General features: G+C 34.0%; 19 protein-coding genes and 4 pseudogenes. 17 read left to right on the forward strand and 6 right to left on the reverse strand.

Features of this window, described 5'->3' with window-relative positions:
* Positions 1-199: 199 nt before the first annotated feature.
* Both O7776_RS10055 and O7776_RS10060 read left to right on the forward strand, forming a co-directional pair.
* Positions 200-574, forward strand: a complete 375-nt coding sequence (locus O7776_RS10055) for an rRNA methyltransferase (protein ID WP_274306949.1) — start codon at positions 200-202, stop codon at positions 572-574.
* A 178-nt stretch (positions 575-752) separates the two neighbouring features.
* On the forward strand, positions 753-1,214 hold the full coding sequence (locus O7776_RS10060; RefSeq protein WP_274306950.1) for a GNAT family N-acetyltransferase: 462 nt from the start codon (positions 753-755) through the stop codon (positions 1,212-1,214).
* Between the two features lie 521 nt (positions 1,215-1,735).
* Here O7776_RS10060 and O7776_RS10065 read toward each other — a convergent pair.
* The gene (locus tag O7776_RS10065) at positions 1,736-1,876 is read right to left on the reverse strand and encodes a hypothetical protein (protein WP_241369735.1); all 141 of its coding nucleotides are present in this window, start codon (positions 1,874-1,876) and stop codon (positions 1,736-1,738) included.
* Positions 1,877-2,270: 394 nt separating this feature from the next.
* Between O7776_RS10065 and O7776_RS10070 the strand changes: the two genes are divergently transcribed.
* The 6 genes from O7776_RS10070 (at position 2,271) to O7776_RS10095 (ending at position 8,970) form a co-directional block, all read left to right on the forward strand.
* Positions 2,271-3,197 (forward strand): ABC transporter ATP-binding protein, encoded by a 927-nt coding sequence (locus O7776_RS10070; protein WP_274306951.1) that lies wholly within the window; start codon positions 2,271-2,273, stop codon positions 3,195-3,197.
* A complete protein-coding gene (locus O7776_RS10075) occupies positions 3,188-4,084 on the forward strand; it encodes an ABC transporter ATP-binding protein (protein ID WP_274306952.1) in 897 nt (298 codons plus the stop codon). The genes O7776_RS10070 and O7776_RS10075 overlap by 10 nt, the downstream gene beginning before the upstream one ends.
* Complete coding sequence (locus tag O7776_RS10080; protein WP_274306953.1) at positions 4,077-4,862, forward strand: ABC transporter permease subunit; 786 nt, start codon at positions 4,077-4,079, stop codon at positions 4,860-4,862. The genes O7776_RS10075 and O7776_RS10080 overlap by 8 nt, the downstream gene beginning before the upstream one ends.
* A 325-nt stretch (positions 4,863-5,187) precedes the next feature.
* A complete protein-coding gene (locus O7776_RS10085; protein WP_274306954.1) occupies positions 5,188-6,381 on the forward strand; it encodes an HD-GYP domain-containing protein in 1,194 nt (397 codons plus the stop codon).
* Between the two features lie 109 nt (positions 6,382-6,490).
* Positions 6,491-7,687, forward strand: a complete 1,197-nt coding sequence (locus O7776_RS10090; RefSeq protein WP_274306955.1) for a PqqD family protein — start codon at positions 6,491-6,493, stop codon at positions 7,685-7,687.
* A 503-nt stretch (positions 7,688-8,190) separates the two neighbouring features.
* On the forward strand, positions 8,191-8,970 hold the full coding sequence (locus O7776_RS10095; protein WP_274306956.1) for an alpha/beta fold hydrolase: 780 nt from the start codon (positions 8,191-8,193) through the stop codon (positions 8,968-8,970).
* A gap of 87 nt (positions 8,971-9,057) precedes the next feature.
* Here the strand turns inward: O7776_RS10095 and O7776_RS10100 are convergent, their stop codons facing one another.
* The 3 genes and pseudogenes from O7776_RS10100 to O7776_RS20340 form a co-directional block, all read right to left on the reverse strand.
* Positions 9,058-9,762: a DUF421 domain-containing protein gene (locus tag O7776_RS10100; protein WP_274306957.1), complete on the reverse strand. Its 705-nt coding sequence runs from the start codon at positions 9,760-9,762 to the stop codon at positions 9,058-9,060.
* 361 nt (positions 9,763-10,123) lie between these two features.
* Positions 10,124-10,591: pseudogene (locus O7776_RS10105) on the reverse strand (GyrI-like domain-containing protein); the annotation flags it as partial.
* 38 nt (positions 10,592-10,629) lie between these two features.
* A pseudogene (locus O7776_RS20340) lies at positions 10,630-10,754 on the reverse strand (glutamate synthase); the annotation flags it as partial.
* An 84-nt stretch (positions 10,755-10,838) separates the two neighbouring features.
* Here O7776_RS20340 and O7776_RS10110 point away from each other — a divergent pair.
* The 3 genes from O7776_RS10110 to O7776_RS10120 all read left to right on the forward strand — a co-directional run bounded on the left by O7776_RS10110 (position 10,839) and on the right by O7776_RS10120 (position 13,315).
* The gene (locus O7776_RS10110; protein WP_274306958.1) at positions 10,839-11,552 is read left to right on the forward strand and encodes a ZIP family metal transporter; all 714 of its coding nucleotides are present in this window, start codon (positions 10,839-10,841) and stop codon (positions 11,550-11,552) included.
* 500 nt (positions 11,553-12,052) lie between these two features.
* Positions 12,053-12,394: a hypothetical protein gene (locus tag O7776_RS10115; RefSeq protein WP_274306959.1), complete on the forward strand. Its 342-nt coding sequence runs from the start codon at positions 12,053-12,055 to the stop codon at positions 12,392-12,394.
* Positions 12,395-12,769: 375 nt separating this feature from the next.
* Entirely contained in the window at positions 12,770-13,315 is a 546-nt protein-coding gene (locus O7776_RS10120; RefSeq protein ID WP_274306960.1) for a GNAT family N-acetyltransferase, read from the forward strand.
* A gap of 74 nt (positions 13,316-13,389) precedes the next feature.
* Here O7776_RS10120 and O7776_RS10125 read toward each other — a convergent pair whose 3' ends face one another.
* The gene (locus tag O7776_RS10125) at positions 13,390-14,814 is read right to left on the reverse strand and encodes an anion permease (RefSeq protein ID WP_274306961.1); all 1,425 of its coding nucleotides are present in this window, start codon (positions 14,812-14,814) and stop codon (positions 13,390-13,392) included.
* A 576-nt stretch (positions 14,815-15,390) separates the two neighbouring features.
* Between O7776_RS10125 and O7776_RS10130 the strand changes: the two genes are divergently transcribed.
* Positions 15,391-17,493, forward strand: coding sequence for a transglycosylase domain-containing protein (locus tag O7776_RS10130; RefSeq protein WP_274310475.1), 2,103 nt, complete (start codon positions 15,391-15,393; stop codon positions 17,491-17,493).
* A gap of 194 nt (positions 17,494-17,687) precedes the next feature.
* On the opposite strand, the pseudogene O7776_RS10135 reads toward O7776_RS10130, so the two are convergent.
* Positions 17,688-18,011: pseudogene (locus O7776_RS10135) on the reverse strand (flavoprotein); the annotation flags it as partial.
* Positions 18,012-18,271: 260 nt separating this feature from the next.
* Here O7776_RS10135 and O7776_RS10140 point away from each other — a divergent pair.
* From O7776_RS10140 to O7776_RS10160, 5 genes and pseudogenes are all read left to right on the forward strand, one after another.
* The gene (locus O7776_RS10140; RefSeq protein ID WP_274306962.1) at positions 18,272-18,415 is read left to right on the forward strand and encodes a hypothetical protein; all 144 of its coding nucleotides are present in this window, start codon (positions 18,272-18,274) and stop codon (positions 18,413-18,415) included.
* A gap of 65 nt (positions 18,416-18,480) precedes the next feature.
* Positions 18,481-19,239, forward strand: a complete 759-nt coding sequence (locus O7776_RS10145) for a MerR family transcriptional regulator (protein WP_274306963.1) — start codon at positions 18,481-18,483, stop codon at positions 19,237-19,239.
* 11 nt (positions 19,240-19,250) lie between these two features.
* Positions 19,251-19,829: a GAP family protein gene (locus O7776_RS10150; RefSeq protein ID WP_274306964.1), complete on the forward strand. Its 579-nt coding sequence runs from the start codon at positions 19,251-19,253 to the stop codon at positions 19,827-19,829.
* 210 nt (positions 19,830-20,039) lie between these two features.
* A pseudogene (locus tag O7776_RS10155) lies at positions 20,040-20,156 on the forward strand (IS30 family transposase); the annotation flags it as partial.
* Between the two features lie 97 nt (positions 20,157-20,253).
* Positions 20,254-20,841 carry an ArsR/SmtB family transcription factor gene (locus tag O7776_RS10160; RefSeq protein WP_274306965.1) on the forward strand — a complete coding sequence of 196 codons (588 nt, stop codon included), beginning with the start codon at positions 20,254-20,256 and terminating at the stop codon, positions 20,839-20,841.
* The last annotated feature ends 10 nt before the right edge of the window (positions 20,842-20,851 follow it).

Consider the following 20,851-nt stretch of genomic DNA (forward strand, 5'->3'; position numbering starts at 1 on the left):
TTATTGAACCATGTAGAAATGTACTGCAATTTATTTTTGATGTAAATGCTTTATTATAGTTAAACCATGTACGAAACCTTACAATTACACCTAAATAAGAACAACCGACCGTAACTTTACACTTTACACTCCTTATCACATAAGGAGTGTTTTTCCTGCTATAATGAATCATAATCTTTACAACAAATGGAGCGTGCCTATGTGGAAAATACATAACGGAAAACTTATTCAAACAGCCGATGAATCGCGCATGCGATATAAAACCCGTATTAGCGCAGGTCTGGTCGAACAGCTCAAACAAATGGCTGAACTACATGACACCCACATTAGCTATCTGCTCGAAAATGGGTATAGTAATTTACTAGAAACAGGCGGTATTAACTTCAACAAAAAAAATCGTCCTAAAGATCGCATAGAATTTCGTACAACATGCGATAAGGAGCTTTTACAATGCCTAAAAGACTTTGCACATGCAAAGGACTTAAATTTAAACGATTGCATTGAGGCGAGCATCGCACATATTAATGTCAATGATGTCAAGCATGCCAATTGGCGGTATCGTATTGAAAGTTAGTGAATAAGTGTTCCACTGTCCATAAAGATTGTGGAACGCTTTTATTTTAGGAATCAAGTAATAAAATTATAGTCTTCAATAATTGTAATTGAAGGAGAAACATTGAGTTCTGAGCATCTTATCAAAATATGTGAACCAAAATCATATTGATTGTAAAAAATGCGAGTAGAGGGGACGTATGAAAATGTTACATTTAAAACCGATTACAAAGGATAATTGGATTACTGCGATTAAACTAAAAGTAGCCGCGGATCAAAATCACTTTGTAGCTACAAATGCCGTATCATTAGCGCAATTAAATTTTCTTGAAAACTTTTATGCACACGGTATTTATGAGGATGAAACAATGGTAGGCTTCACGTTATTTGGTATTGATGAGGAAGACCATGAATTTTGGATTTATCGTTTGATGATTGATGAAAACTATCAGGGCAAAGGATATGGAAAAGAAGCCGTTTACCTTATTATCAAAGCCATTCATACAATGAAAACGCCACAGCATCAGTTGATAAATATCTCATATGAACCAGAAAATATCGTAGCGCAGCAAGTCTACAAAAAAGCTGGATTTACCGAGATAGAAGGATTGTTTATTGGTGGTGAGCAAGTTGCGCGGTATGATTTTGTGAAAGAGGCGTAAAGTATTCTAAGGAATAATTATCAATTATTCCTTTACATCCGAATAAAGGAGGTACTTACAATAAAACACACTTTAATATTGTATATGACTATTTGTCTAATGTTTTTTATAATATTAACTAATATTACTCTTCTAAATGGGGAATGGAATGGTATCACGATGTTTTTATGTATGACGTTATTTGTTTTTTCAAGTGTAATTTTTGGTTTTAGTAGGAAAGAAGAAAAAATGGCAAAATAATGACAATAACATTTGAATTAAAAAACAGCAATATCCTATTACAGAACCAAATAATTAAATTACTTTGTTGAAAAAAGCATAAATGACCCTTCATGTTGAATATAATATAAGCAATTCATTGACTTTTACCATTTAAAAGCATACAATGAAGGCAGAAAGATTCTTGTCGTGAAGAATCGTATGCAGTGCAACGTCTGGTTTGGTCACCAGACGTTTTTTATATGGCTGAAAACAAAAAGAGGCGTTGATTCTAATGGGAATCAACGTCTCTTTTTGTGTTTTTACAACATCATACGAAAGAAACGATACAATGTATCAAATAAACGGAAAAGATCCGTTGCGTATCGAAAGATGGTCAGTCCTTCTTCACGCTTTTTCTCTCGCTCAGCCTTTACTCTTTCTTGTCGTGATAACTTCGGCATGCAGTGCACCTCCTTTCGAAAAAGGAGTCAGCTGTGATGCTGCCTCAATATTGTAGCATGAAAATTACTATTTTTATGGCAAGATTCAAAATAAAGTCATATAAAAATCAAAAGTTTAAGAATGTAGGTTTTATTGAATACTCATCATTAAAGCTAAATAGAAAGAAATCACGCATAGTACATTCATTTCTATACAAATTAAAATTCTTAATTCATAGAGTAAGCAATATCACAGTTAAAACAACAACTGTAATATATTTGCATATAGCTTCTTTATTTCCAATATTTTATACTTATAACAACATCGTGTCAGAAAAGGGCTAAATAAAAAACTAATCAAGACAATATTATAGCTACAAGACCTAAACCCTTAAACGATTCAAGGAGTGAGAAGATGACGGTTATTTCATTGCAACATGTCACAAAGGATTATGGACATGGACGGGGTATTTTTGATGTTTCATTTAATGTTGAACAAGGCACAGTATATGGATTTCTAGGACCAAATGGGGCTGGAAAAACAACAGCCATTCGTCACATTATGGGATTTTCAAAACCAGAGCAGGGGATCGTAACAGTAAATGGTCTAGATTGTTGGACAAATGCTAAAACTATTCAAGAAAACCTTGGCTATTTACCTGGCGAAGTAGCATTGCCTGAAAATTTAACAGGGAAGCAATTCATTCAAATGATGATGGATTTACGAAAAGTTAAAGATGATACACATTGTAAAAAACTAATGGAATTCTTTGACCTTGATGCTTCAGGGAAGGTAAAACGTATGTCACTTGGTATGAAGAGAAAATTAGCAATTGTGACGGCATTCATGCATGATCCGGATGTACTCGTCCTAGATGAGCCTACAAGCGGTTTAGATCCGATTATGCAGCAACGTTTTATCGACTTTGTAAAATTAGAGAAAAAGCGCGGCAAAACAATATTACTTTCAAGCCATATTTTCACTGAAATTGATGCTACTTGTGATGAAATTTCGATTATTAAAGATGGTTACTTGATTTCTTCATTTAACAAACAAGAACTATTAAAAATGACAGAAAAGGTCTTTAATTTGACAGTTCAAAACGCAATGCATTATACACAGCTTGTGCAAATGATTGAATCGAATGGCTTTAATCTACTCTTTAAAAATGAACAAACAAATGAACTTCAAATCGGCTGTTATCCAAATGATTTATCAAAGCTCATTAAAATACTTGTTGATTTTCCTATTTCAAGTTTCAACGAAGTGCCGTTTAGTTTAGAAAAGCATTTCATGGAATTTTATGATCGACGGGAAGGGGGGGAAATCCAGTGGCAATAATCGAATTACAAAATGTTACGAAAGATTACGGAGATCGTCGAGGTATTTTTAATATCGATCTTTTAATAGAATCGGGTGAAGCATTTGGATTTGTCGGTACAAACGGAGCAGGCAAAACGACGACAATTCGCCATCTAATGGGGTTTTTAAAACCACATAAAGGAACAGTGAAAATTAAAAACCTTGATGCGTGGCATGATGCGGCGGAAATCAAACAGTGGATTGGCTACATTCCAGGTGAAATTGCCTTTCCTGATGTAAAAACTGGTTGGGATTTCATCCATCAGCAAGCAGATCTGTTACAGCTAACGGATTTAAGCTTTGCAAATGAGTTAATTGAGCGACTTCAACTCGACCCTTCAGCAAATATTAAACGGATGTCAAAGGGAATGAAGCAAAAAACCGCCATTGTTGTCGCATTGATGGCAAACGCTCCAATTCTTATTTTAGATGAACCTACAACAGGACTTGATCCATTGATGCGTGCGGAATTTATACAAATTATTAAAGACGAAAAAGCAAAAGGCAAAACAATTTTTATGTCTAGCCATATGTTCGAAGAAATCGAGGAAACTTGTGATAAGGTGGCGATGATTAAAGAAGGGAAGATCATTACAATCAAATCGATTTCAACGATTATGTCAAATGATAATCAACAATTTATCATCGAGTTTAGTAATGAACAAGAATGTACGCGCTTTATGCAAGAAAAGATTGATTCTGTAGCTATTAGTAACACAACTGCTTCTGTGAATATTGAAAACAATACATTAAATAAATTTATAGCTATTTTATCAGCATATCAATTCGATAATTTAACAGAACAAAAACATACACTTCAAGAGCAGTTCTATCATATATATTCAGGAGGCCCATCCCATGATTAATGGTACGATATTTAAACAAACCTTACGCGCAAATGTAAAGCTTTGGCTTATTTTTACTTTAGTTTTAATTTTACTACAAGTAATTATGGTTGCTGTATTTGATGATAGTACATTAACAGATATTAGTCATTTAGTAGAGGGTACACCACTTGCAGGAATGCTCGGACAAACGACATTACTAAGTATGCTTGCTTCAACATTCTATTCTATTCATGGTGTCATATTTCCAATTATTTTCATCATTATGACAGCAAATAGTTTAATAGCCACACAAGTGGATCGTGGTTCTATGGCATACTTATTATCAACACCAACGAAACGTTCTACAATTATCGTTACGCAAGCCTTTTACTTAATAGTAGCTTTAGTTGTGATGTTCTTTATTGAAACAGTGGCTGGTTTTATCGCCATTCAGGTGTTTCAATCTGAGACGGACATCGTGATAGCTGATTTTATCATGCTGAATGTTGGTTTATTTTTATTAATGTTTGCTATTAGTAGTATTTCGTTCTTTTTCTCAAGCTACTGCAACTTAACGAAAAACTCCCTTGCTTTTGGTGCTGGTATTCCGATTGCTTTCTTTTTATTTCAGCTACTAAGCTCCGTTGACGATAGTCTTGACGTACTGAGCTACTTCACAATAAATGCATTGTTTGATACGACGGCAATTCTAGAAGGGGAAAACTATTGGTGGAAGCTAGGTCTTCTTTTAGGTATTGGCATCGTTCTCTATATAGCTAGTTTAGAAGTATTTAAACGAAAAGACCTTCCACTTTAATCTATATAAAAACGAGCATGCAAATTATTAGACTTGTATGCTCGTTTTTTTCTGTTAAGCACTACGAGAAGATGGGGAAGAGATGTATACGCTATCAGAGGATATAGCGCGTTATATTAAAAGAGTTGTAATTGATTATTGTTGTGTAGAATTGAATACAGTGCAACGTTTGGTATAGGCACCAGTCGTTTTTATTTGGCTTAAAACTAAAGAATCATTGATTTCATTGGTCCCTTGCATAAAACCCTTGATATATATAGAACTAACTTCCAATCTCGTGTTATAATAAGGTCTATTAATTGGTAAATAAATTGCGAGGTGAAATATGAAGAAAACGTCTTTGTTACAAGAAGAAAAGCATTCAACAGTACTGTTTTTATGGCTATTTTATGTTGTATTTTTTGTATATGAAATATTGTATAATAACCTTTTCCCAGCATTTCCATGGAGCGATGCTAATGCAAAGAGTACAGTATGGTACGATTTTATGTTTGTTAAATATGGAGTCATCATTGCGCTAATCCCTTTATCTATTTATTTGATTAAAAAGGAGAAAACAGAATCTGTAAAATACATATTATTTTTCGGTTATTTTTTAACTAATGTAATTTCAGATATATTGTATTATAAAGACAGTACGCTTACTTACACTAGCGGAAACATGGTAGAACTTGTAGTTGTACTTTTCGCTCCAATCTTTGTAAACAAGAAATTTACATATTTTATAACAGTTGGTTTATTACTAAAATATATTTTGGTTGGTATATTTATACAGGATCCATTGATTTTGTTTCCAATTAGTATATTGTTAGTTCTGTCATTTATTTCCTTTGTACTACTTCATCGTTTTTTAAATTATATAAAAGCGTTGAAGTACTCATATGATGAACAATTGGAAGGTATTGTTAAAGGAGTCATTGCTATACTAGAGTTGAAGGATCCCTATACTCGGGGACATAGTGAACGGGTTGCTGCATATGCAATGAACATGGCAGAAGCTACAGGAAAATTTAAACCCTCTGAATTAAATTATTTTTATTATGCCTGTCTATTACATGATATTGGAAAAGTTAATATACCGGATTCCATTTTGACAAAGTCTGGTAGACTGACAGATGAAGAATTTGATATAATTAAGACGCACCCTGTAGTTGGAGCCGAAGCCATTCGAGATGTCGATGGAATTGCCGATAATATTGAAGTGATTTACCATCATCATGAAAGATGGGACGGGAAAGGGTATCCAGATAGACTAGCTGGGGAAGATATTCCTTTTTTAGCCAGAATTACGGCAGTTGCCGATGCTTTTGATGCGATGACTTCATCCAGGTCCTATCGTCCAGCACTTCAATTTGAAGAAGCATATAAACGAATTCTCGATGGACAAGGGAGTCAGTTCGATCCACAACTGATCGAGTTATTTAAACAAATTTACCCTCAATGGATGCAAATTTCTAAAACATATCGGAAGGGTATGTACATGAGAGGAGGAGAAAAACGTGAAAATTCGCAAACTTAATAAAATTAAAGTGACTTGCTGGTGGTGTTGGTTAATTCCGAAATGATTAGTAAGTACTTATAGGATGCTGAAATTTTAGCATCCTATTTTAATTTATAGAGGAGGCTAAATGTTGAAGGTATCCTTGCAATCCGAAATAACATTATATCCGCTATCCATTCAAAAAGATAAAAAAAATTATATCGTGGAGGAGCTGATTTCTGGTGATTTCTTTGAATTACCTGAGATAAGTGTTGATGCAATTAAACGATTGGACAAAGGTGAAGGTCTAGCTGCGATTGAAAAGACACTAAAAGATTCTTATCCCGAGGAAGAAGTGGATATCATCGAATTTGTGGAGCAATTGGTAGAGTTAGGCCTTGTTCAAGATGTGGATGGGGTACGAGTTAATAGAGATAAAGAGAAGCAGGCTAAATCTGTATCAAATGCAGGTGGTTTCTTATGGATCCCACACTGGGTTGGAAATATGTTTTTTAATGGAACGATGAACAAGGTTTACTTGCTTCTGCTAGTATCGAACATATTAATTCTTATACTGAATCCAGAACTTTTTCCTCATTACAAAGACATATTCCTATTCGATTCCATGATGCTAAATGTAATTAATTATCTATTAATTTCTATAGTATTAATTTTAATTCATGAATTTGGGCATATCCTTGCCATTCGATCGTATGATTTACCAGCTAAATTAAGTATCGGAAACCGACTAATTTTTATTGTTTTTGAAACTGACCTGACTCAAGCGTGGAAGCTCAATCCTAAACAGAGGAATATCCTGTATCTTGCTGGCATGTCTTTTGAGCAGATCATTCTTTTCCTTTCATTCGGTTTTATACTTCTTTTTCCAGATGCAAATTTTGTAGGAATTCTTAGCATCATCGTGTTAGATATTTTTATTAAATCAATATATCAATGCTGCTTCTATATGAAAACAGATGTATATTACGTCGTAGAAAATGTAACAGGATGTTATAACCTGATGGAGAGTGGCAAAATATATTTAAGTTCATTACATAAGAAACCTCGAAAGTCAAGGAAGGATCATAAAGAAATGTTCCAGGATGAATGGAATTTGATTCGTATATATAGTGTATTTTACATAGTTGGAGTTTTTTTAACGTTACTTTTGACAGTTTTGTATTTTTTACCACAGCTCTATTATATGTTTAGTACGATTTATTCGAATATTCTCGGAGCAGGAGATCGTGCAGCGTTTTGGGATGCTATTGCATTTTTAGTACAGACAACGTTCATGCTTGTCTTGTTGGTTTATTTGGCAAGAAAAGAAAGGCGTAAGAATTAATTAAACGGTTCTATAATAGTGACCCCTTGGGGTTAAACAAAACAAAAAAAGCATCTTCAATTGAAATTTGGGTATGGTATCCTAAAATCTTTTGGAGGTGCTTCTTTTTATGGAAACTAGAGTGAGTTATCCGTATGATGTAAAACTAAGGGCTGTAGAAATGATAGTTTTAGCCTTTCTTACCGCAGTTGCATCATAAACAAATGTATTTCCTTGAACTGAACCCGTCATTTTCACCGACGGATAATGTTACCTGCTAACTTAGACACACCTAACAAGGAGGTGCTGGAAAGACAGATTTTACACAAATGATAATGGAAGAGGTAAAAAGAGATGTCAACTATCTTAATACAGATCCATACATAGTGAGTTCATCAAGGTTTATTGGATATCTATTCCAATCGACTGTACAAGTATTTTTCTCAACAAATGAAGGAATATTATTATTCTTGAAGATACATACTAGTATGCAACATAATAATATTTGTTTGAGGTGATTAGAAGTGCCAATGTTAGATGTTGAAGGTAGTAGCTTATACTATCAAGCAAAGGGTGAAGGAACACCAATTGTCTTTATTCATCCTCCATTACTTACCTGCACAAACTTTGTTTATCAATTAGAACAATTATCTAAAATGTATAAAGTAATCACCTTTGATATTAGAGGTCATGGAAGAAGTGTGTATTCCAAACAAGCTATCACATACCCACTCATTGTTAATGATATTGTTAAATTATTGAATCATTTAAGTATAGAGAAAGCGTATATTTGTGGATATTCAGCAGGTGGGTCGATTTTATTAGAGTTTTTATTGACAAATCCTAGTAGGGCATTAGGTGGTATTGTCATTAGCGGAATGTCTGAAGTGAACGATATTTATTTAAAGCAGCGAATTTCTTTAGCAATCAAACTAGCAAATAAAAAAGCCATTTCAATTCTAACACTTGCCATTTCATGGGGGAATTCCAACACTCGAAAAATATTTAGTAAACTTTACGAAGACGCATCCTATGGAGACGCACGTAATATCCAGCAGTATTACCGTTATAGCCTACACTATAATTGTACAAGTCGTCTTCAAGACATTGATTCACCGCTTTTACTTGTGTTTGGTACGAAAGATGAATCATTTCATCAATATGCTCGCATACTGCATGAAAAATTGCCAAATAGTGAATTAGTGTTTTTAGAAAAAGAAAAACACCAAATTCCGACTAAAGCAGCAATTAAATTAAACGAAACGATTGATAAGTTTATCCAGAATCAGCAGGATGTAAATTGAGAAAATAACAGTGGTTAGTAAACTTCAATTCCCAAAAATAAGTACCTTTTTTTAACTAGGATTCACTTCATTAACAAAGTGAATCCTTTATTTGTACAGGAAAACTTGCAAGTTATTATTTTGATCGATTGTCGCTAGTAAGACATCTTTAACGTCTACATTATATGTTGATATAAGATTATTTTTTAGCAAATCCTCTGTAAGCATAGATTTATTTAACTCGTGGTAATCAATTTTTCCTTCATTAATGAGGACAGTAGGGAGGGAAAAAGGGTTTTGTACGATCTTTAAATCTGCTCGTGTTGGCATTTGATGTTGTGGGTAAAGAAAACTTGAAATCGAACCATCGTGTTCCCATAATGCGAGAGCAATTTTTTGAATATCTTCTATTTTTTCTTTTCTCAGCTCAGCTAAAAGAAAATCAATAGAAATCCTTGCTTTTCGTAAGTTTGCTGAAATAATTTGCCCGTTTTTAATAAGTGGAATCGGAGGTGGATCCATAAAATGTCGAAATGGTATCCATTTCATACTCACAAATACCCCGAGTAAATATAAAATAATTAACACTGTCATGGTAATCATAGAACCCTTTAAACCTAATCCTTCATCAGACAAAGGATGAGCGATGATATTACCAAGAGTTATTGCCATAGCAAAATCGAGTAACCCTAACTGAGCAATTGAACGCTGTCCCATAATTTTTGTCGCGAATAATAGAAAGAAAAAAGCAATGACCGCTCTTAAAATCCATTGGACCGCTGTAAGTGATTCTTGTCCATGAATGAAATCCACAATGATACATCCTTTCACATTAAACCTTTATTTATTATGTCTTTAAACATCATTATTATGTGATTGTCACAAACGGTTATTCGCAACAAATCCTTTTGTGAGGAATCTATCGTAAATGAGAAAAAATGTATTGTTAGTTAGTACAGACACTGGTTCAAGGAGAACATTCAAGTTTTGTAAATTAATAATCTAAAAAATGTTCAGTGTAATAAGGCTTATTAAAGTTGTTAAAAACCGAATTGATCTAAAAGAATTTTACTGCATAAAAAGATAGTAAAGTCATTTAATTCTTTTTTAACTAAAGCACGATAACTGGAAGCTCCATTCTTTTACATCTTATACTCTAATTATTATTATGAAATTATTTGGGGATTACAGGAACCCAAAGTTCATTTCTTGGTTTATGCTTTGGTGGATAATAACATTCGATACAAGGTATATCAGCCAGTTCATATCCAGAATTTAGAGCCCATTCTGTGTATAATTGCTTCCACGCATTCGCTATTCCTGGAAAAACAGCCCAAGTACGGTGAGTAATGAATAGCGTTTCCATATCACTTGTTACCTCTCCATCATATCGGACGCCCATAAAGTATATAAATTCTTCATCCATAATGGTTGCCTCTTTTCCACAAACACCTAAAAGACTCTCAAGAGTGCATTTTGGTTCTTCCCAGGACATATCAATCAAATGTTGCATAAATCCATCTTTTTTAGCACTACTCCAAAGCGTAGGAATTGTTTTAAAGGCTTTACTGGTTTTGACTAGCTTTCCTTTTCCTATAACTTTTAAATCAAAATCAATATTCTCAATCCGATAATCCATTTGGTATCTCCTTTATCATGTTTTAAAGAATATTCCTGTAATTCACCATGTGGACGAACAGTACCACAGCTAAGCTCGTTTGGATCAATAGTGGGATTCATGCTTTGATACTTTCTACAGCAGTATCAATCGATAAGTGCATTTCTTTTAAGAAAGAGAAGTCTGGATTGTATTTATCTAAAGGTTTTTTCATAAATCATCTGGATTAACCATACCACTAATTATACTCATTGAAAGGTGATAATGTGGAATGTGGTTATTAGGTTTTTTATGTACTTCTTCAGGAATATTCATAGGTGGAATGATAGCATGGCATTTAAAGGGGTTGCAGCAGAGGGTAGACATCATTTATGGACTCTGTGCAGGAATAATCTTGGGCTTAATTAGTTTCGAAATTTTTCCAGAAGCAATTGAATTAGGCGGTTGGTTAAGTACTTTTATTGGATTTACAATAGGAATGATTATATTCGAAGTATTACATAATAGTTTACATAGTAACCAGGGTAAAAAAAGTACTTCAAAGAAAAAATTGTATATACGTACAGGTTTAACATTAATGTTTAGTTTCTCGGTTCACAATTTACCTCTGGGAATTATTTTAGCGACAAATCAAGAATCCGATTTTACAATGACTTTATTGCAAACACTCTTATTCCATAGTATCCCCGAAGGAATTATTTTGTTTACACCATTAATTTTGGCAGGTATAAATATCTTTATTGTTTTATTAATATCCATTATTGTATCGATACCAGTCTCTTTAGGCTTCTTTATTGGCGGTTATTTAGGATTTGATCTCCAGTTAATAAATACCACCTTAATTAGTTTTACTATAGGAATTATTTTTATGGTTACAATATCAGAAATTTTATACCCAGTATTAATCAAATCTTCAATATTTAAAGTATTATTTTGGGTCCTAATAGGATTAGGAATAATAGGATTTTATCTAAAATTATTATAAGTTAATACTTGTCCTTTTAGGATTTACATTATTTGTTCAAGCCCTTTTTGATATTTTTGGTTCCGATTCCTGTCTATATAAAATTCATAAAAAACAAGGTGTTGACCTATTTAAACTTACAGGGATAGAGGGTTTACTTAATTTTTTTAATTAAATTAGCTAATAAAATTAACGGATTTGTATTTCAAGGTTGGGATGAAGATGCTTTGGATGAAGAAACTTTCGCGTACACTCTACAGGACCATTGTGAGAAAATATTTCATACGATGACTACATAGTTTTTATTTTTAACGATCCTGAAAAGTCATTAAATAAACAATTCTTTAGAATATGTCTGGATTTTCTTGTCCAAATTCAGAGACAAGAAAGTCCAGACAAACATGTTAAATTATTTAATTAAACCAATAAGAAATAGTTGTTGTTGGATAAGAACAATCTCAGTTGGATAAAATATTTGTGAACTTAAAAAGTTCACATTTTAAGGATTGGGAGGACTAATTATGTCATCTGAAATGGGAGAAATACATCGTACAGGTCGAGACATTAACAACGAAATAGTACATTTTGGTGGGCAAGCTGAGAGTGTTTTTAGTTCATTGGCTGAACAAGGCCGACTTTCAATACAAAAGAAAGCAGACGAATTAGCTGCACAGTATCTTGAAAGTAATCCTAATCCAGACTATTATGATTGTGTAAAAATTGTAGCAGAGGGAGTTTTGACAGCAGGGAACGAAATAAAGGCTAGCAGTGGTTCTTGGGGAGAATCAGTAGAGGCAGCACTTGGTGCTGGTGTTGAAGTTCCAGCAGCAAAAATAGCTTGTAAAAGAATATCGATGTCTTAATATTAATTCTTGAAAAGCGTAGGCGTAAAAAGCTTATGCTTTTTGATATTTATTGATTTCTTTAGCTGAGCTACATGAGCAATAAGAGGAGTCCATCTCTAATAAGAGGTGGATTTTTTCTATTGTCATATAAAACGTTAGGAATAGTAATTTAATAAGGGGTTTCAATATGAGTTCAAAAGAATCCTGTAGCCTTTAAATTAAGATTGATAATTTAAAATAAAATTCGATAATTTTAATAAAGATTGTGAAGAACTGTACTTAAACTAACGCAGCAGGTTAGGGCAATAAGAATTTACATTAAAATAGTAATATACATCATACTCTTCTATTAAATTGAATAAAATGGTTATAATAAGAAATTGGAGGGGTACTATGAATCTAGAAGGGGAACAAATTTATCTCCGACTTTACAAAATTTCTGACGCAAGCGAGTTAGCTAGCTTGAATAATAGAAATCGCGAATTTTTTCAACGAGTTAGCCCATTACTTCCAGAAGCTTTTTATACAGAGGAATTTCAAAAACAACGCCTTCAACAGGCATTGAAAAAGTCAGATGAAGGGCAATTATATCCCTTTGGAATCTTTTTAAAAGCAACTGATAAACTTATCGGAGACATTTCATTAACTCAAATTTCAAGGGGAGACCTACAAAGCTGTTATACGGGATTTACTTTAGATAAGGGGTATAATGGAAAGGGTTATACAACTGAGGCTCTTAAACTTGTTGTAGACTTTGCTTTTCAAGAATTAAAACTCCATAGAATTGAGGCAGGAGCTATACCTGACAACGTAGCATCCATTCGTGTATTAGAAAAAGTAGGGTTTGTAAAAGAAGGTATAGCTAAAGAAAATCTGAAGATTAATGGAAAATGGACAGATCATCAAATATTGGCTATCATCAACAGCTTGGATGTGTAAACTCTTTTCACTTCATTTACTTGAGCGCGGCTAAAAAGACTTTTTGTCCTAGTGTAGCCGTGCTCAAATCAATCTTACCAATAGCCAAGTAGCTTCCACCATAAGCCGCCAATTATAACAAAAATGAGAATCGTAACGATAGAAACAATAAAACCTACCGTCCACCATTTTTTCTGTTCCATATAACCCGCGCCAAAGAATACAGGAGCAGGACCTGAACCGTAATGAGTTGTTGCACCAAATAAATTACTGAATGCTGCTAATATGATTACCGAAAGCATGGCTGGTGCTCCCGCTTGAAGCATAACAGATAGAAACGCGGCATACATGGCACTAATATGCGCTGTAGAACTTGCAAAGAAATAGTGTGAATAGAAATAGACAAGTGCTAATATCAATACCGCAAACATCCAATTATAGCCAGACACAAAGGAGCTGACTTCATTACTAAACCACGGTATCAGTCCAAGCTTGTTCATGTAAGAGGCCATCATAAAGAGCGTCGCAAACCAAACAAGCGTATCCCATGCTCCTTCTTCCTTCTTAATATCTGCCCATGTTAGTACTTCTAATAATAAAAGCAAGGAAAGCCCTATTAAAGCAGCAGTTGTAGCACCAATGCCTAAAGAATCCCCACTAATCCAAAGTCCTAAAATAACTATAAACACTGCAATCATGCGTTTCTCAGAGCTTTTTAATGGCCCAAACTCATCTAATTTCTCTTTCGCAATTCGACTTGCTTCTGGAGTTTGTTTAATCTCTGGAGGAAAAATCTTATAGATAACAAATGGAACAACAATCAATGCTACTAGTCCTGGAACAATCATAGCAGTTGCCCACCCAAACCACGTTATTGTCACACCAGCCGTATCACTCGCTAGCTTAACAATTAAAGGATTGGCTGCCATAGCTGTCATAAACATAGCAGATGTAATCAAGTTCCCTTGAAATCCTACCGTCAAAAGAAAGGCTCCCATTTTACGTTCTGTACCATCTTCTGGTTTAGAACCAAATGTACGTGATAAGGATTGGATAATAGGAAAAATCACACCACCTGCGCGTGCCGTATTACTCGGAATAGCAGGTGCCAAAATTAAATCGCTTAGCAATAAAGAATACGACAAGCTTAAAGTTTTCTTTCCAAATAACCGAACAAATACATAAGCTATACGTTCACCTAACCCCGTCTTAATAAATCCACGCGAAATAAAGAACGCAATAACGATAAGCCAAATAGTCGAATTACCAAACCCACTTAGAGTTTCTTCAATTGTTAGCGTGTTAGTCACCGCGATTACTGCCATAGCAATAATTGAAATAGCTCCCATAGGTAATGGTTTTGAAATAAACCCGACAATTGTCGCAACAAACACAGCAAACAAATGCCATGCACTTTCTTCTACTCCAGCAGGTGCCGGTATAAACCAAATAATAATACCAATTGCAATGGTAATGAAGAAAGGAATCCATTTTATCGTACTTCCTGATGTTTCTTTCATGAAAACAAACTCCTTTTATGTCTATCTTCTATAACAATTACGTACTCTGTTTAACATTTCCCCTTCATTGGTTATTCACATTAAGTTTAACCAATTTAAATTGATAACTATGCACTCCATTTACTTGAAAACTAAAATATTATAACTAGTTCGTGTCCTAATGAAAAGAATTTTTTCATCATTCGATGTATTTTCTTTAGATCTCACCAAAACTCGAAATTAGAAAGATCACCATAGACTTACTCATTCATTAATTCATACGTCTCGTGAACTGTAGCTTTGTAAAAAAGACCATCGTTTCTAAGGGGCTTCAATATGCGTTCAAAAGAATCCTGTAGCCTTTTAATTAAGAATGATAATTTAAAATAAAGTTCGATAATTTTTATAAAGATTGTTAAAAATTATCTCCCTTCTAGATAATCGGGCCATTTAATGGAGTAAGGCATATCTACAATTGGGTAAAGAAATAAATTTAGAATGTTAATTTTTTATTATGTATTGACTTAAAATATTAGATATTTAACAATAAAGCAATGTGTATTAATAAGCTTGAAGGTGGGAATAGAAGTGGGAAGAATGGAAAGAAGACAACAAGGCAAATTGTCTAGGAATACTGTATGGAAAAAGATAAAATCTAAAAGTTTTGTAGTTAAGTTAGTATTGGCAGGTATAACGTTTGTCTTAATTTGTTTATTTATTTTTAATATCTTTATCTGGAAAAGTGATGTTAGTAAACTAGATAATCCGGTTCCACAGCCAACTATTATATATGATCAAAACGGAGACATTGCAAGCAAGATATCTAATTCAAATATTGAAGGAGTTAGTATAGAAGAAATACCAAAAGAAGTCATACATGCTGTTATATCAACAGAGGACCAGCGTTTTTATAAGCATAATGGCGTTAATTATATAGGTATCATTCGGGCATTTTTTCAAAACTTGATAAGTGGAGAAGTTGTTGCAGGCGGAAGTACAATTACACAGCAGTTAGCAAAAAATGTTTTTCTAACACATGAACGTACCTTTACAAGAAAGATAAAAGAATTAATTTTAACTAAAAAAATTGAACGAACTTACACCAAAGATGAAATCATGGAACGATACTTAAATCAAATTTATTTCGGTGAGGGAGCTTGGGGCATTCAACGTGCTGCTCAAACTTATTTTGGAAAAGACGTAAGTGAATTGTCGTTAAGTGAATCTGCAATTCTTGCTGGTTTAATTAAGGCGCCTTCTGTTCTGTCACCTATAAAAAATTTAGATAAGGCAGTTGAAAGAAGAAATATAGTTTTAACATTAATGAAAAATGAGGGATATATTGACCAAAGTGATGTTGAAAAGGCGAAGAAACAGACTATTGTATTAGAAAGTAAGAAGTTCGATGACAAGTACAAAGGTAAATATCCTTATTATGTAGATCATATCATCGAGGAAGCAATTCAAAAATATGATCTGACAGAAAATGAAGTACTTTCTGGTGGCCTTCATTTTTATACTGAATTAAATCCTACTATTCAGAATGCTACTGAAGAAGTATATGAAAACGGAAATTTGTTTCCAGAAAGTCAGAAGGATCAGCTAATCCAAAGTGGAGGTATCTTTATTAATCCTTCAACCGGTGGAATTAACGCACTTGTTGGTGGAAGAGGCGAACATACTTTTCGTGGTTTCAATCATGCTACACAATTAATACGCCAGCCTGGATCAATAATGAAACCATTAGCAGTGTATACACCAGCTTTGGAACAAGGATATGATACATTTGATTTGTTAGAGGATAACCCGCTTAATATAGATGGATATCAACCGACTAACTATGATAAGCAATACCGTGGTCAAGTGACGATGTATGATGCCGTAGTTAACTCATATAATGTACCAGCAGTTTGGTTATTAAACAAAATGGGATTGGATTACGGGATAAATGCAGTAGAGCGTTTCGGTATCCCATTAATTGAAGAAGATCATGGACTTGGGTTAGCTCTGGGAGGAATGTCTAAAGGAACATCACCATTATTAATGGCACAAGCATTCTCGACATTTGCCAATAATGGATTAATGGTAGAGGCACATGCCATTAAAAAAATAGAGGATGCAAATGGGAATCTACTTGGAGAATGGCAGAAAAATGCGACGCAAGTTACTGAACCAGATGTTGCTCAAAAAATGACATATATGCTTAAAGGTGTTGTAAATGAAGGTTCGGGGATAAAGGCTCAGGTTGAAGGTGTAGAAATAGCAGGGAAAACAGGTACAACACAGCTCCCATTTCTGGCAGATGGAGGAGCAAAAGATCATTGGTTTGTCGGATATACTCCTCAATTAGTCGGGGCGATATGGTTAGGGTATGATAAAACAGATCAAGATCACTATCTTTTATCAACTAGCAGTGGAACTACGACAGTAATCTTTAAAGAAATAATATCTAAGTCTGCATCGGAGATTTCCAATAAAGATTTTGACTTAACTTTGATTGAGAACAAATACAAACAAGAGTTGAAAAAGAAAAAATATGAAGAGGAAAGGAAAGAAGAGGAAAAGGAAAGAAAAGATGAGAGAAAAGAAAGAAAAGAAGCGGAAAAAGAAAGGAAAGAAGAGGAAAAGAAAAAGCAAAAGGAAAGAAAGGAAGAAGAAAAAGATAGAAATAGTAAAGATAAAAAGGACGATGAGGACTAGGGATATTAATTGAAATCTTATTCAACAATCGGGCGCGATTGTTGAATATTCGCATTCCGAAATAATCATTCTTTATTATAAAAACCAACTGTTTTGATCAAAATTTGATTCAAAACAGTTGGTTTCTTTCTGTATAAATCAGCGTTTTCAACTTACTTTTTATCGAATTTTATTCAAAAGGTACAGATACTTTTTTAACAGCAATTTGTTTTGTTATTATTGCTACTTAAATCTAAGCTACATAGACCGGTTTCTGGTAAGTCTAACTATACTTTACGAGCAGCCTCCAAATCACCTGTTAAATACGCTACAATGGGACGCACTTGCTCATAGCCAGTTGCCATTAAGAATGTAGGTGCGCGTCCGTAGCTTTTCATACCAACAACGTAGAATCCAGTTTAAGGGTGACGTAATTCTAGCTCACCGTGTGGACGAATGGTTTCACAGCTATGTTCATTTGGATCAATTAATGGTGCCCATGCTTCGACACTTTCAACAGAAGCGCCAATCGATAATCTTCACTTTTCCCACCTTCCGAACAGGCACTTAAAAACATTATAGTAAGAATAACCTACATAACAATACAGTATTTCTTCATTTTTCTATTCCTCTCTTTGGATACCATTTTAGAAGGTGACCCCTCGGCAGTTTCAAGGTTTATATAGATTAATTAATAATAGTCAAAAAAACTTGAAGCTAACGTTACGTCATTTTGTATACTGTTTAGGAACTACTTTTTTTGCAATATCTAGATTTATTAGAAAAATAGGGGGATTAGATGAAACAGGGAGATATTATTATTTATGGTTGTGTCATTATAGGTGCTGGTGTTGGAATGACTCTGGATAATGCATTTCCTGGTGTACTGATTGGCTTGGGAGCAGGGTACTTACTTAAAACTTTTTTTCGTAAAGAAGAATAAAAGTAGAATGAATAAAACAGTTGTTAACGATAAGGTCTTAACGAACAGGAAGGTAGGTTAATCAATTGATACACATTAACAAAGTCGGAGAGCTGACAGGTGTTACAGTAAGAACACTACGTCACTACGATAAAATCGGATTATTGAAACCAACATCTAAAACAGAAGGTGGTCATCGTTTATATACGAATAAAGAAATAAAAAAACTACAGCAGATTCAATTTTTAAAAAAGGTTGGATTTCGCTTAAATGAGATTAAGAATATGCTCGCTTCCAGTGAGTGGGATTGGTCGGATAGTTTAAAGAGTCAATTATCTTTTGTAATAGAAGAACAGGAAAATTTAAAGAAAATAGAGCAGTCTTTACGGGAATTGATACATGGAATTGCTATAGAAGGAGATGAAAACTGGATTGCGATTCAGAAGATCATGCAATTATCCAGTAAAGATAAAGAAATACAGCAGAATTATCGCGAATCTGTATTTAAAGAAACAGAAATAAAGTTATGGAAAAAGGTTCCCAATATGACAAGTGACAGTTCTGACTCACTAGAATGGATTGCACTAATAGGTCAGTTAAAGCGTTATATCAAGGACGGTCCAAAAGCAATAAAAGTTCAAAATATCATTAGAAGAATGGATGAAAAGCGTTTAGAGGAATTTGCTGGTGAAAATGAATTTTTAGATAAGCTGTGGGAAATAAGGATGTCGCAAAAGCAGTCAGAGAAACTGGGATTATATCCGATTGATCAGGATGTGCTTGAGTTGATGAACCAGGCATATGTATTCTTTATGTCCGAAAAGAATAAATCTCAACCGAAATAAGGGGGGAAATGATGAGTACAGAACTATTTCTCCTGATAGGATGTTTGGCTTTAATGGATACGTTAAGCTTGACGGTTGCAGGATTTTATTTTGCTGTTGGAGTTTCACTCATGTTAGGACTAGTTTTTTTACTTGAGATTATTTCTGGCGTATTTCAAAATCGAATCGTAAGTTGGATAGTCTTTATTATTGGAGCAATCTTGTTCATTGCAAGTTTTTATGTTCCTACAAAGAAAAATTCAGACCTACCTTCACCAAAATCAAAAAGCATTCTTTCAATGGTTGCTCTGGGATTCACTACTTCATTAATAGAAGTAGGTACAGCATTTCCATATTTTGCAGCAATCGGAATAATGACTACTTCTAATCTATCATGGATGGAATGGTCTTCTATTTTAGCTGGATACAATCTTATCATGGTGATGCCCTCCATCTTGTTGTTTCTCTTTTATCTCCTGTTTGGTCGGAGGATGCAAAAACCTCTTAAGAAACTTCGGGTGAAAATAGCTAATAATACAGGATCTGCTCTTTCTTGGATAATGTGTATTGTTGGAATCATCCTAATGTTTAATAGTCTGGATTACTTGTAGGTTGTTTGACCAAAGTACGAAATTATAAAGGCCGAAAATGATCAAACTTTTTTATAAAAATCAAAATGAAATCGTTATTAAGCAACGGGGGCTTTAGTTAGTGCGACACGTTACTGACTCAAAAGAATTGTGATTAACACAATCTCGGTAAAGGTCAGGCAATTAATGTGTTTAATTGAAGTATATTATCAAGGAGTTTCCGTTTTCATTTCTTCCTGGCAACGGGGTAGAAATGATAACGGAAACGGCTTACTGCGCGAGTTCTTCCCTAAGAAAACGAATTTCGATCCCGTAACACTAGATGATATGAATCAAGCACTCCATCTCAATATCCTTTGAGGATCACATAATTGATTTACAATTCTGTGATTTCAGTCTACAATAAAGTTAATAAATATTAACCGGTTAAAAAGGTGGTTGCACAATGGACCAAAAGTCGATATTCATTATTGAAAATTATGAACAGTTAAAGGTAATAAGCGATCCTTTACGTACTAAAATGTTAATTTTCTTAGTCGAAAAGCCGCACACAGGCCAAATGCTTGCTCAGGAGCTTAATTTATCCAGAGCTAAAATTTTGTATCATCTTCGAGAACTTGAGAAGCACAAAATTATACAACTTGTAAGAAAGGAAGAAAGAGGAGGGAACATATTAAAGTTTTATCAAGCAGTAGCTAGAGGATTTATCCCTGCAGATCACTTACTAAATTATGTAGAATCTAAGGAGGCTACTAGACAATCCTATTTGGAAGTCATTGATAGAGCGAAGACAAGGGTGTTAACAGCTCCTGAGAGTTCATTTGAATTAGATTCATCGAATGTTGAAGAGTGGCCAAAACTTTCCATTCAAACAGAATTTACAGTAAGCAAAGATAAATTTTTGGAATTTACGAAAGAATATAGAAAACTCTTGAAAAAACTTGAAGAAAAAGATGATGAAAGAGAGAAGCAAAATTATTATTTAATGACAACTGCTTTTCAAATTGAAGAGCCTCTTTTTAAGAAAGATTGAGCTCATTTAA

This window comes from Solibacillus daqui, from assembly GCF_028747805.1.
GTDB classification, from domain to species: Bacteria; Bacillota; Bacilli; order Bacillales_A; family Planococcaceae; genus Solibacillus; species Solibacillus daqui.